This window comes from Acidihalobacter sp. (assembly GCF_037381185.1).
Lineage (GTDB): Bacteria > Pseudomonadota > Gammaproteobacteria > DSM-5130 > Acidihalobacteraceae > Acidihalobacter_A.
Map to the genome: position 1 here is coordinate 13473 of NZ_JARRQY010000009.1, position 12101 is coordinate 25573.

At 64.4% G+C, this 12101-nt stretch carries 10 protein-coding genes; 5 read left to right on the forward strand and 5 right to left on the reverse strand.

Going from position 1 to position 12101, the window contains the following annotated elements; genetic code table 11:
• Position 1: 1 nt before the first annotated feature.
• On the forward strand, positions 2 to 712 hold the full coding sequence (locus P8014_RS04280; RefSeq protein ID WP_337816069.1) for a hemerythrin domain-containing protein: 711 nt from the start codon (positions 2 to 4) through the stop codon (positions 710 to 712).
• A 36-nt stretch (positions 713 to 748) separates the two neighbouring features.
• On the opposite strand, the gene P8014_RS04285 is transcribed toward P8014_RS04280, so the two are convergent.
• Positions 749 to 1150 (reverse strand): group II truncated hemoglobin, encoded by a 402-nt coding sequence (locus tag P8014_RS04285; protein WP_337816070.1) that lies wholly within the window; start codon positions 1148 to 1150, stop codon positions 749 to 751.
• 174 nt (positions 1151 to 1324) lie between these two features.
• On the opposite strand from P8014_RS04285, the gene typA reads away from it, so the two are divergent.
• Positions 1325 to 3148 (forward strand): translational GTPase TypA, encoded by a 1824-nt coding sequence (gene typA / locus P8014_RS04290; RefSeq protein ID WP_337816071.1) that lies wholly within the window; start codon positions 1325 to 1327, stop codon positions 3146 to 3148.
• A gap of 117 nt (positions 3149 to 3265) precedes the next feature.
• Entirely contained in the window at positions 3266 to 4465 is a 1200-nt protein-coding gene (locus P8014_RS04295) for a diguanylate cyclase (RefSeq protein ID WP_337816072.1), read from the forward strand.
• A gap of 22 nt (positions 4466 to 4487) precedes the next feature.
• Here the strand turns inward: P8014_RS04295 and P8014_RS04300 are convergent, their stop codons facing one another.
• Positions 4488 to 5468: a LacI family DNA-binding transcriptional regulator gene (locus P8014_RS04300; protein WP_337816073.1), complete on the reverse strand. Its 981-nt coding sequence runs from the start codon at positions 5466 to 5468 to the stop codon at positions 4488 to 4490.
• A 267-nt stretch (positions 5469 to 5735) separates the two neighbouring features.
• Between P8014_RS04300 and P8014_RS04305 the strand changes: the two genes are divergently transcribed.
• Both P8014_RS04305 and P8014_RS04310 read left to right on the forward strand, forming a co-directional pair.
• Positions 5736 to 7055 (forward strand): MFS transporter, encoded by a 1320-nt coding sequence (locus P8014_RS04305; protein WP_337816074.1) that lies wholly within the window; start codon positions 5736 to 5738, stop codon positions 7053 to 7055.
• Positions 7056 to 7107: 52 nt separating this feature from the next.
• Entirely contained in the window at positions 7108 to 7629 is a 522-nt protein-coding gene (locus tag P8014_RS04310) for a gluconokinase (protein WP_337816075.1), read from the forward strand.
• Between the two features lie 110 nt (positions 7630 to 7739).
• Here P8014_RS04310 and lspA read toward each other — a convergent pair whose 3' ends face one another.
• The 3 genes from lspA to ribF are packed head-to-tail and all read right to left on the reverse strand — an operon-like array spanning position 7740 to position 12068.
• The gene (gene lspA / locus P8014_RS04315) at positions 7740 to 8222 is read right to left on the reverse strand and encodes a signal peptidase II (protein ID WP_337816111.1); all 483 of its coding nucleotides are present in this window, start codon (positions 8220 to 8222) and stop codon (positions 7740 to 7742) included.
• Positions 8223 to 8260: 38 nt separating this feature from the next.
• Positions 8261 to 11095 (reverse strand): isoleucine--tRNA ligase, encoded by a 2835-nt coding sequence (gene ileS, locus P8014_RS04320; protein WP_337816076.1) that lies wholly within the window; start codon positions 11093 to 11095, stop codon positions 8261 to 8263.
• Between the two features lie 37 nt (positions 11096 to 11132).
• Positions 11133 to 12068: a bifunctional riboflavin kinase/FAD synthetase gene (gene ribF / locus P8014_RS04325; protein ID WP_337816077.1), complete on the reverse strand. Its 936-nt coding sequence runs from the start codon at positions 12066 to 12068 to the stop codon at positions 11133 to 11135.
• Between the last annotated feature and the right edge of the window lie 33 nt (positions 12069 to 12101).

Sequence of the window (12101 nt, forward strand, 5' to 3'; positions counted from 1 at the left end):
TATGTCCGAAACCCTCAATCTGGCCCGGCGCGGCGCCCTGACCGAGTACAGCTATGTGCTGTCGCAGGTGCGCGAGCTTCAACGCGGCGAGGAAGTGACGCTGCTGGCACAGGAGGATCCGCGCCTGCTCATGGACGCGGTGACCCTGGAGCTGCGCAATGCGATCTATTGGGACGTGGCGGAGTCCGGGCCGCCGCAATGGAGCGTGCGCATCCGCCGGCGCGAGGACGTCGAGGCCAGCGATCTGGTGGATCTGCTGACGCGGGACCACGAACGCATCGACCGGCTGTTCGCGACCGCGCTGCACCACACCAACGCCGGCGACATGGCCGCGGCGCTGCCGGTGTTCGCCGAATATGCCCAGCGCCTGCGCAACCACGTCGAGGCCGAGAACGAAATCGTGGTGCCGGTGATCGAGTTGCCGCGTTCGCCGCGCGGCGACGACCCGACCTCGATCATGCTGCGCGAACACGACGAGATCGTCGAACACACCGTGATGATCGAGGAGATGGTGACCGAGGGCATCGACGATGCCGGCATGCTCGCGCCGTTCTTCGCCATCATCTCGGGCCAGCTCGCCAAGCACGAGTGGCGCGAGGAGAACAATCTGTTCCCGCACTGGATGCGCATACTCCGGCACGACCCGACGATCGCAGCCGAGTTGTTTCCCAAGGTCAGGCGCTTGGTGACCTTCGGCGACACGCATCGCTGAAGCGGCCTGCGCGGCCGCTTCAGCGGGAAGGGAGCCCTATTCCGGCTGGTTGCGCATGTGGTCGGCCAGGCCATCGATGGCGGCGCGTAGCGGGGCGTCCAGTTCCGGGTCGATCTGCTGCTCGTCCAGCGCCATGTGCATGCACATCAGCCACTGATCGCGCTCGCGCGTGCCGATGGCGAACGGCAGGTGGCGGCGGCGTAGCATCGGATGACCGAATTCCTGCACGAACAGCTGTGGTCCGCCCAGCCAGCCGCTGAGGAACTTGAACAGCTTGTCTTCGGCCCCGCTCAGATCCTTGGGGTGGATCTTGCGCGTCTCCCAGACTTCGGGCAAATCGTCCATCAGTTCATAGAAGCGCTTGACCAGGCGGCGGATCGTTTCTTCGCCGCCGAGGCGATCGTAGGGAGTGGTTACCGGAAGGGTTTGGGATTGCATATCAAATTTCTCTAATGTACCTATAAGGCGAAACATGCGCGGGAAGCCGGCGCCTGTCAAGCCGAAACATGCGCCGAAGGGACATTCCGGATACAATCAGCCGCCGCTCGGGAAGCGCGGGCACGTCCGGGTGGATGGATCTTGGCGCTTCCCTCCAATACAGACTCTATGCGCATGACCACCACTACCCATATTCGCAACATCGCCATCATTGCCCACGTCGACCACGGTAAGACCACGCTGGTCGATAAACTTCTGCAGCAGTCCGGCACCTTCGACGCACGCGCCGAAGTGGTCGAGCGCGTCATGGATTCGAACGCGCTGGAGAAGGAGAGAGGCATTACCATTCTGGCCAAGAACACCGCCATTGAGTGGAATGGCTATCACATCAATATCGTGGACACCCCCGGACACGCCGACTTCGGTGGCGAGGTGGAGCGCGTGATGTCGATGGTGGACTCGGTGCTGCTGCTGGTCGATGCTGTCGACGGCCCGATGCCGCAGACACGCTTCGTGACCCAAAAGGCGCTGGAGCAGGGGCTGCGCCCGATCGTCGTGATCAACAAGATCGACCGTCCGGGTGCGCGTCCTGACTGGGTGGTGGATCAGACCTTCGATCTGTTCGACCGCTTGGGCGCGACCGACGAACAGCTCGACTTCCCGGTGCTCTATGCGTCGGCCCTGAACGGCTACGCAGGACGCGAGTCCGACGTGAGCGAAGGCGACATGACCCCGCTGTTCGAGGCGGTGGTCGAGCACGTCGCGCCGCCGGAGGTCGACCCCGAAGGACCGTTCCAGCTGCAGGTCAGCCTGCTGGACTACAACAGCTACGTGGGCGTTATCGGTATCGGCCGCGTGACCCGCGGCAAGATCGGTACTAATACCTCGGTAGTGGTCGTCGATCGCGACGGCAAGCGCCGTCAGGGCCGCGTGCTGCAGGTGCTCGGTTTCCATGGCCTGGAGCGCGTGGAAGTGCCCGAGGCTTCGGCGGGCGACATCATCGCGTTCACCGGCCTCGATCCGCTGAACATCTCCGACACGCTGTGCGATCCGTCGAACGTCGAGGCGCTGCCGGCGCTCACCGTGGACGAGCCTACGGTGAGCATGACCTTCCAGGTCAATACCTCGCCGCTGTCCGGGCGCGACGGCAAGTACGTCACCAGCCGCCAGATCCGCGAGCGCCTGGAGCGCGAGTTGGTGCACAACGTCGCTCTGCGTGTGGACGAGACCGACGATCCCGATCGGCTCAAGGTCTCGGGGCGCGGTGAACTGCACCTGTCCGTGCTGATCGAAAACATGCGCCGCGAGGGTTACGAACTGGGCGTGTCGCGTCCCGAGGTGATCATCCGCGAGATCGACGGCGAGAGACAGGAGCCCTACGAGCAGCTCACCGTCGATGTCGAGGAAGAACATCAGGGCGGCGTGATGCAGAAACTCGGCGAGCGCGGCGGCGATCTCAAGAATATGGTGCCCGACGGCAAGGGCCGGGTGCGTCTGGACTACATCATGCCGGCGCGGGGATTGATCGGTTTCCGTACCGAATTCCTCACGGCGACCCAGGGCACCGGTCTCATCTATAGCGTGTTCGACCATTATGGTCCGTTCAAGCGCGGAGAATTCGGCCAGCGCCAGAATGGCGTGCTGATCGCCAACGGCGCCGGCAAGGCGCTGGGCTACGCGCTGTTCAACCTGCAGGAGCGCGGGAAGCTGTTCATCGGCCATGGCGAGGAGGTCTACGAAGGGATGGTCATCGGCATCCATTCGCGCGACAACGATCTCGTGGTCAACCCGCTCAAGGCCAAGCAGCTGACGAACATCCGTGCTGCTGGAACGGATGAGAATATCGTGCTCACGCCGCCTATTCGGCTGACGCTTGAACAGGCGCTGGAGTTCATCGATGATGACGAATTGGTCGAAGTGACGCCACACCATATCCGCCTGCGCAAGAAGCTGCTGCTGGAGCACGAGCGCAAGCGGGCGAGTCGGGCCTCGGCGTAACCGTCGGTCGGCCCGACGCTGAACGGCCTGCCGCGTCAGAAATCTGGGATGCGGCAGCGGGGATGTCGGGCCTGGACCGGCGCGCAGCGCCTGGTCGCAGCCCTGGAGGGGTGACTGATGATGCAGGTGCAACCGGATACGCCGGAGGAATCCGAGGTCAGCGACTACGCGTTGGAAAAGCCGCGGCTGCTCATCGTCGACGATTCGCCGACGATGTGCCGGGCCATGAGTCGGTTGCTCGCCGACGATTTCCGCGTCGTCGAGGCCAACGATGGCGAGGCGGCCTGGGACATCATCAGTACCGACACCACCATCCAGGCCGTGTTCAGCGACCTGATGATGCCGGGCCTGAACGGCTTCCAGTTATTGCGATTGATCCGCGAATCAGTCCATCCGCGCATCAATCAACTGCCGGTGGTCATCGTCACCGGCCACGGTGACGATGAACGCATGCGCCGCCAGTCCATGCGCCTTGGCGCGACGGATTTCATCACCAAGCCGTTCGACTCGCTGCAACTACAGGCTCGCGCCCGTTCCGCCGCGCACCTTGACCAGACCAACCGCAAGCTGCAGCAGGCCACCAAGGCCCTGGAGCTGGAGTCGACCATCGATACGTTGACGGGGCTGGCCAATCGCCGCTACCTGATGAAGCATGGTCCAGAGCTGCTGTCCTATGCGATTCGCCACTCCACGCCCATTTCGCTGTTGCGTATCAGCGTGGACAAGTACGGCGTGCTGGAAAAGAAAAAGGGCGCGGCGCTGGCCGAGCGGGTGTTGATCAATGTCGCCCGCCTGATCTCCTCCAGCGTGCGGCCGGAGGATACTGCGGCGCGCATAGGTCGTGCCGAGTTCGCGGTGCTCATGCTGGGTACCTCGCATGCGGCAGCGTGCGAAACCGGCGAACGCATACACCAGTTGATGCGCAAGACGGGTTATCGCAGCGGTGATACCAAGTTCCGCATGACCGTTAGCGAAGGCCTCGTTACGCCCGCGCTGACCGCGGCGCTCAAGTTCGACGAGGTGCTCAAGATTGCCGAGACGCGCCTCGGCAAGGCCATGCGAGAGGGCGGTAACCAGATCGTGTTCGCCACATCCGAAGGCCGGCCCGGCAAGCCGGCCGCGCCGCCGGTCGAGCCGCTGACGCTGGAGGAGGCGATGGTGTTGCTGCGTGCCGGCCAGACCGACAAGCTGCGTCCACAGGCGCGCCGCCTGCTTGCGCGCACATTCCCCCTGCTGGTCTACGGCAACCGCGAGCTGGGGCTGGGCATGGACGCCTGTCTGCGTACCCTGCGCGACAGACTCAAGACCAAGGTGTAAGCCCCGGCCGCATCCCTCGCGGTCACGTACTTTCCCGGGTCTTCAGTTCGAAGCCCAGATCGCAATGCGGCTGGGCGGGTTGCTCGCCTGAGAGCAGACCGAGGAGCATCCGTGCGGCCTGCACGCCTATCTCATAGCGCGGAGTGGCGATCGTCGTCAGCGACGGTACGGTCCAGGCCGAGACGGGGAGGTCGTTGAAGCCGGCCAGCGCGAGATCCTGCGGTACCGAGATCCCCCGGCGTTGACAGTGGAACAGGGCGCCTTGGGCGAGATCGTCGTTGCAGAAGAAAAGAGCGTCGGTATCGGGGAATTCGTCCAGCATCCGGTCGAGTAGCTCGGCACCGAGGCTGATGGACGAACGGTCCGGGACGCGTAACTCGCGCCGCGGCTCGTAGAGACCTGCCTCCTGCAGTGCCTGTCGATAGCCTTCGCCGCGCGCGAGGGTTCGCGGATCGAGCTGCGCGGCGACGAAACCGATCCGCGTATAGCCCCGCGCCACGAGATGCCGGCCAATGGCGTAGCCGCCTTCCGTTTGGGAGAGCCCTACCGAGTAGCGGCTGCGGTCCGCATCGATCTCCATCAGATGGACGGTGGGAGCGGCGAGCTTCTCGATGATGCCGGAGGTCGATGGCAGATGATCGGCGCCGGCGATCAACAGGCCGTCCGGGCTGAACTCGAGAAACGTGCGCAGCAGCCGGAACTCCTCCTCCGGCGAATAGTCGGTGGTGCCGATGAGCATTTGATAGCCGCGGGGACCCAGCTCGGTATTGATGCCGGCGAGCGTATCGACGAACACCGTGTTGGTCATCGAGGGGATCAGCACCGCAATGTTCATGGAGCGGGCCGAGGCCAGCGCGCTGGCGGCGCGATTCGGCACGTAGCCGAGTTCCGTTGCGGCGCTGAAGATCCGTGTTTTCAGCGCTTCGGAGACGAGCGGAGAGTGACGGAACGCTCGGGATACGCTGATCATGCTGGTGCCGGCGTGGTGAGCGACGTCGGCCATCGTGATCCGCCCGGAGCTGGTCGATCTGGTTTTTCGCTGACTCATTCAATGAGTTTATTGCTTTCCAGGCCGGAAGGGTCAGCTTGATTTCGCTTTTGCGATACTCTATAGATTGAATTGTTAGCGCTACCATTCGGATCTTATCGTCTTAGAATCTCTTTCGGAGAACATCAGGCGATTTAGTTTCGATGGAAATGATAGCGCTATCATTGGGAGCTGCGAATGTGGCGTCTTAAAGAAAACAGACATATAAGTGGAGGAGAAAACATGGTCGACACAAATGCCGCCGCGCGAGTTCCGCGGCGCCGCTGGGGTATCGGTGTGCTGCTCGGTGCCGGGGTTTTGATCAACTACATCGATCGCATCAATCTTTCGGTCGCCGCACCGCAATTGCAGCATGAGTTCGGCTTGAACGCTGCGGAGATCGGCCTGCTCTTCAGCGCGTTCTTCTGGTCATATGCCTTGCTGCAGATACCGGCCGGAATGCTGCTGGATCGCTTCGGGGTGACGCGCGTCAACCGTTGGGGCACGTTCCTGTGGTCGATCGCATCCGGCGCGATAGCGCTGATGTCGGGGTATGGCGGGGTCATCGCCGCCCGCGTGCTGCTGGGCGCGGCCGAAGCCCCCGGTTTTCCCGCCAGCTCCAAGGCGACCGGATACTGGTTTCCCCGCCGCGAACGTTCGCTGGCCACGGCCTTGTTTGACGCGGCGGCCAAGTTCTCCAACGTGATCGGCGTTCCGTTGGTGGCCTTCGTCATTGTGCGTTTCGGCTGGCGCTGGGGATTCGGCGTCACTGCGTTGCTTAGTTTCGCCTACTTCATCGCCTTTTATCTGATCTATCGCGACCCCTCGGCCGATCCGAATCTGTCGCAAGCCGAGCGCAGCCATATCGAGCAGGGCGGCGCCACGCCGGAGGGCGTGGCGGCTAGCGGTTACGGCGCAATGCTCGGCTACCTGCTGAAGAACCGGAAGGTGTGGGGACTGAGCATCGGTTTTGCAGCCTATGGTTATTCGTTCTATCTGTTCCTGACCTGGTTGCCCGACTATTTGGTCGAAACGATGCACATGAGCATTCTGAAGTCGGCCGGCTACGCCGTCATTCCCTGGATTGCGGCGACCATCGCGGATCTCGTGGTCGGCGGCTGGCTGGTGGACTTTCTGATCGGTCGTGGCCATGACGAAACCCGCGTACGCAAGACCGTGCTGGTGACCGGCATGCTGTTCGGGCTGGCGGTGTTCGGGGCGACCATGACCACGAATCCGGTCTGGGCGATACTGTGGATCTCGATTGCACTGTCGGGACTGGCGGCATCCGCGCCGATCGGCTGGTCCATTCCGTCTCTGATCGCGCCGCAGGGAGGCACCGGCACGATCGGGGGCATCATGAATTTCGTCAACAACATGATGGGCGTCGTCGCACCGATCATCACAGGCATCCTGGTCGGCGCCACGCACTCCTTCGCCAACGCGTTCCTGGTGGCTGGGGCGGTGCTGGTGGTCGGCATTGCGTTCTACGTGTTCGTTCTCGGTCGTATCGAGCCTATCCCTGCCGAGGATGAGGCTACTGCGTCGTATGCGAACGTTTGAGGCATGATGCGGACACATTGTCATGGACTGGCATAGGTCGGACGAGCGAAGTATGCAAATACGCTACATCGTGGTTATGGGGGTGGCGGGTTGCGGTAAATCGACCGTCGCGGAACGCGTCGCGGAGCATCTTCGCTGGCCGTTCATCGAGGGCGATGCACTGCATCCCGCCGCCAATGTCGCCAAGATGCGCCAAGGTACTCCACTCGATGATGCGGATCGTCTGCCGTGGCTGGAGGCTATTGCGCAGGCCATCCGACAGTGGCGTTCCGAGGGGCGGCCGGGGGTGATCGCGTGTTCGGCCTTGCGTCACACCTACCGGGAGATCATTGCGGGCGGCTGCGACGACGTTTGCTTCGTGCATCTGCACGGCTCCCGCGATCTGATCGCGCGGCGGCTTGCGATGCGCCGTGGCCATTTCATGCCCGTCGGTCTTCTGGACAGTCAACTCGCGACGCTGGAGGAGCCGAAGGTGCCACCCGAACAGGCAATCCGTCTCGACATCGAAGTCCCACCCGAGCAACTAGCCCGTGAAGTGGTGAACGCCGTTTTGGGTTCCGCTACCACCTGCTGACGGTATCCCCACGCTTTCGGGCGTGGGGAGATCATGAAGAATCGTCGTTGATCTGCCTTGGTGGAAGCTTTGGAGCGTTATGACGGGCTCGCGGGACGACCCGGCGGTGTCTACTGATCGGCCGCACCGGGCTGGCTCTGCCGCGCGAACAGCGTCCGCGCTATCAGCAGCGCGGCGCCGAGGGTGATGGCCGAATCGGCGAGATTGAACGCCGGCCAGTGCCATTGGTGGTAATAGAGGTCGATGAAGTCGATGACGTGCCCGCGCAGCACGCGGTCCAGCGCGTTGCCCAGCGCGCCACCCAGGATCAGCGCGATGGCGGCGCCAGTCCAGCGTTCGTGTGCCTCGAGGCGCATGAGCCAGGCAACCAGCACGCCACTGACCACTACTGCCAAGCCTACGAACAACCAGCGCTGCCAGCCGTCGGCTTGGCTCAGGAAGCTGAAGGCCGCCCCGGTGTTGTAGACCAGGGTGAAATTCAGCCCCGGGAACAGCGGTTGCGGCACGGCATAGGGCAGGTAGGCCAGCGCGGCCCACTTGCTGAGCTGGTCCAGGCCGATGACGACGGCGGTGAGCCATAGCCAGCGCAGCATGCCAATGCTCTTCATGCAGGGTATCCGGCGATCATCGCTTACGCGAAACGCCGGGTTTCGCCGGCCCCTTCGACATTCTCCACACAACGTCCGCACAGTTCCGGATGTTCCGGGTGCTGGCCGACGTCGGCCCGATGGTGCCAGCAGCGGCTGCACTTGGCGTGCGGACTGCGGTGGGCTGCGACGCGCAGCGTCTCGCCGTTGGCCAACGCGTACTTGACGGCTTCTTCCGGGGCCGTGGCTTCCGGGCCATGTACCGTCGCCTCGGAGGTGATCAGCACGAAGCGCAGTTCATCCTCCAGGCTGCGCAGCGCCGCGGCGGTACGTTCGCCGCAGTAGAGTTCGACCACGGCGTCGAGGTTGGCGCCGATGACGCTGTCGCGGCGCAGGGCCTCGAGATCCTTGTTCACCGCCTGGCGTACGTCGATCACGGTCTCCCAGAAGGCGTCGTCCAGCCCTTCGGGCAGCACGCTGCCGTCGGCGACGCCGGCGGGGAAGGCGTACCACTCGGCCATCAGCACGGATTCCTCGCGTTCGCCGGGCAGGTGCTGCCAGATTTCCTCGGCGGTGAAGCTCAGGATCGGCGCCAGCCAGCGCGGCAGCGCCTCGGCCAGATGGTAGAGCGCGGTCTGCGCCGAGCGCCGCGCCAGGCTGTCGGCCTGGGTGGTGTACTGGCGGTCCTTGATGATGTCGAGGTAGAAGCCGCCCAGATCCACGGCGCAGAAGTTGTGTACCTTCTGGTAGATGACGTGGAAGTCGTAGCGCTGGTAGGCCCCGCGCAGCTCTTCCTGCAGGCGCGCGGCATGGTGCACGATCCAGGCGTCCAGCGGCAGTAGTTCGCCAGTCGGCACGAGGTTGGCGTCGGGGTCGAAGCCGGCCAGGTTGGCGAGCAGGAAGCGCGAGGTGTTGCGGATGCGCCGGTAGGCGTCGGCCATGCGCTTGAGGATCTCGTCGGAGACGGCCATCTCGCGGCGGTAGTCGCAGGAGGCGACCCACAGGCGCACGATGTCGGCGCCCAGCGTGTCGATGACCTTCTGGGGTGCGATGACGTTGCCCAGCGACTTGGACATCTTGCGGCCCTTCTCGTCCACGGTGAAGCCGTGGGTGAGCACGCCGCGGTAGGGCGCGACGCCGCGCATCGCCGTCGAGCTGAGCAGCGAGGACTGGAACCAGCCTCGGTGCTGGTCCGATCCTTCCAGGTACAGGTCGGCCGGGAAGCCCAGTTCGGGACGGCGGTCGAGCACGCTGAAGTGGGTGGTGCCGGAATCGAACCACACGTCGAGAATGTCGGTGACCTTCTCGTAGTCCGCCGCCTCGGCGCCCAGCACTTCGGACGGATCGAGATCGAACCAGGCGTCCACGCCACGCTGCTCGACGCGCTCGGCCACTGCCTCGACCAGGCGCGGGGTGTCGGGATGCAACTCGCCGGTCTCGCGGTGCACGAACAGCGCCAGCGGCACGCCCCAGTTGCGCTGGCGCGAGATGCACCAGTCGGGACGGTTGGCGACCATGCCGTGCAGGCGCTCGCGGCCCCAGTCCGGCGTGAACTGGATCGCACCGAGGGCGTCCAGCGCGGTGGCGCGCAGGCCCAGCTTGTCCATGCTGATGAACCACTGTGGCGTGGCGCGGAAGATGATGGGTGTCTTGTGGCGCCAGCAGTGGGGGTAGCTGTGGCGCAGCTTTTCGGCGTGCATCAGGGCGCCGTGTTCGCGCAGCACCTCGATGATGTGGTCGTTGACCTCGAACACGCTCTCGCCGGCGAAGAATTCGGTGCCGGCGCTGAAGCGCCCGTCGGGCCCGACCGGATGGTCCACGGTCAGGCCGTAGCGCTGGCCGACGATATAGTCGTCCTGGCCGTGGCCCGGAGCGGTGTGCACGGCACCGGTGCCGGCCTCGGCGGTGACGTGATCGCCCAGGATCAGCGGCACGTCGCGGTCGTGGAACGGGTGGCGCACGCGCAGGTTCTCCAGCGCCGCGCCCTTGCAGCGCGCGAGCACGCGGTGCTGCTCGATGCCCCAGCGCGCCAGTGCGGAGTCGAGCAGCTCGGCAGCCAGCAGCAGGCGTTCGTCGCCGGCCTGCACGACCACGTAGTCGAAATCGGGGTGCAGCGACACGGCCTCGTTGGCCGGCAGCGTCCACGGGGTGGTGGTCCAGATGACCACGGACAGAGGGCCGCTGCCCGTGTCTTCGACCTCGCAGTGCGAAAGCAGTACATCAGGGTCGACAGCGGTGAAGCGCACGTCGATGGCCGGCGAGGTCTTGTCCTCGTACTCCACCTCGGCTTCGGCCAGGGCCGAGCCGCAGTCCACGCACCAGTGTACCGGCTTGTAGCCTTTGACCACGTGGCCGCGTTCGACGATCCGCCCCAGCGCACGGATGATGTCGGCCTCGGTATGGAAGTTCATGGTCAGGTAGGGGTCGTCCCAGTCGCCGACGATGCCCAGACGCTTGAAGCCGCGGCGCTGGCCGTCGACCTGGCCGGCAGCGTATTCGCGGCAGGCCTTGCGGAAGGCGCCCGCTTCGATGGACTCGCCGACCTTGCCGACGGTCTGCTCGACCTTGTGTTCGATGGGCAGGCCGTGGCAGTCCCAGCCGGGCACGTAGGGCGCATCCAGGCCTTCCAGGCTGCGACTCTTGACGATGATGTCCTTGATGACCTTGTTGACCACGTGGCCTATGTGGATGTCGCCGTTGGCATAGGGTGGGCCGTCATGGAGGATGAACCGCTCGCGCCCGGCGCGCGTCTCGCGCAGACGGCCGTAGATGTCCATTGATGCCCAGCGCTCCAGCGTGTCGGGTTCGCGTTTGGCCAGGTTGCCGCGCATGGGAAAGTCGGTGTGCGGCAGGTTGAGCGTGTGCTTGTAGTCGGTCACGGATGCTTCCGGTGCTTCGGTTTGCGTGGATTGCGGATTAGTAAGCCTGACGGCTCAATATGGCTTCGGCGAGGTCGGCGTCGTGGCGAATCTGACGTTTGAGCTGATCCAGCGAGTCGAAACGGCGTTCATCGCGGATCTTGCGTTTCAGTTCGACGCACAGATGGTGGCCGTAGAGATCGCCGGAGAAATCGAACAGGTGAACCTCGAGCAGTGGAATTCGCCCGTCGACGGTGGGTCGGACGCCGACGTTGGCAACGCCGCGTGCGTTTGCGTCCTCGGCGGAACTCACCTCGATTGCAAATACGCCGCTGATCGCCGGCGTGCCCTTGGGCAGCGCCAGGTTCGCGGTGGGGAAGCCGATGGTTCGGCCGCGCTTGTCGCCGTGGCGCACGCGGCCGCTGATGGTGTAGGGCCGACCCAGCAGCTCCTGTACTTGGCCAAGGTCGCCCGCGGTCAGCGCCTTGCGGATGCGTGTGCTGCTGACGCGCTCGTCACCGAGGGCGAAGGTGTGCTGGCGCAACACATCGAAGCCGAGCCGTTCGCCGGCCTGAGCCAGCAAGCCGAAGTCGCCGGCGCGGTCCTTGCCGAAGCGGAAGTCGTCGCCGACGATGACCGCGTTCACGCCGAGCTTGTCGATCAGCAGGCGCTGCACGAACTGGTCGGCCTCGAGGGCGGACAGCTTCGCGTCGAAACGCAGGATCACCACCCGTTCGACGCCGAGCCGGGCGAACTGCTGCAGACGTTCACGCAGCGGGGTGAGCCGCGCAGGCGCTTTTACGCCCATGAAGAATTCATGCGGCAGCGGTTCGAAGGTGATCAGCGTGGACGGCAGCCCGCGCCTGCCGGCTTCGTCCAGAAGCTGGCCGATCACGGCCTGATGGCCGCGGTGCACGCCGTCGAAGTTGCCGATGGTCGCCACGCAGCCGTGATGGCGCGGGCGCAGATTGTGTTCGCCGCGGATCAGTTCCATGAGCGCCGGCTTGATTCCCGAAAAAGGCCTGAA

Bases quoted from the DNA above. Each gene is read 5' to 3' on its own strand.
- lspA (WP_337816111.1), bottom strand. From the start codon at position 8,222: ATGCTGCGCTGGCTATGGCTCACCGCCGTCGTCATCGGCCTGGACCAG.
- P8014_RS04285 (WP_337816070.1), bottom strand. From the start codon at position 1,150: ATGCAATCCCAAACCCTTCCGGTAACCACTCCCTACGATCGCCTCGGC.
- P8014_RS04300 (WP_337816073.1), bottom strand. From the start codon at position 5,468: ATGGCCGACGTCGCTCACCACGCCGGCACCAGCATGATCAGCGTATCC.
- typA (WP_337816071.1), top strand. From the start codon at position 1,325: ATGACCACCACTACCCATATTCGCAACATCGCCATCATTGCCCACGTC.
- P8014_RS04305 (WP_337816074.1), top strand. From the start codon at position 5,736: ATGGTCGACACAAATGCCGCCGCGCGAGTTCCGCGGCGCCGCTGGGGT.
- P8014_RS04280 (WP_337816069.1), top strand. From the start codon at position 2: ATGTCCGAAACCCTCAATCTGGCCCGGCGCGGCGCCCTGACCGAGTAC.
- P8014_RS04295 (WP_337816072.1), top strand. From the start codon at position 3,266: ATGATGCAGGTGCAACCGGATACGCCGGAGGAATCCGAGGTCAGCGAC.
- ribF (WP_337816077.1), bottom strand. From the start codon at position 12,068: ATGGAACTGATCCGCGGCGAACACAATCTGCGCCCGCGCCATCACGGC.
- P8014_RS04310 (WP_337816075.1), top strand. From the start codon at position 7,108: ATGCAAATACGCTACATCGTGGTTATGGGGGTGGCGGGTTGCGGTAAA.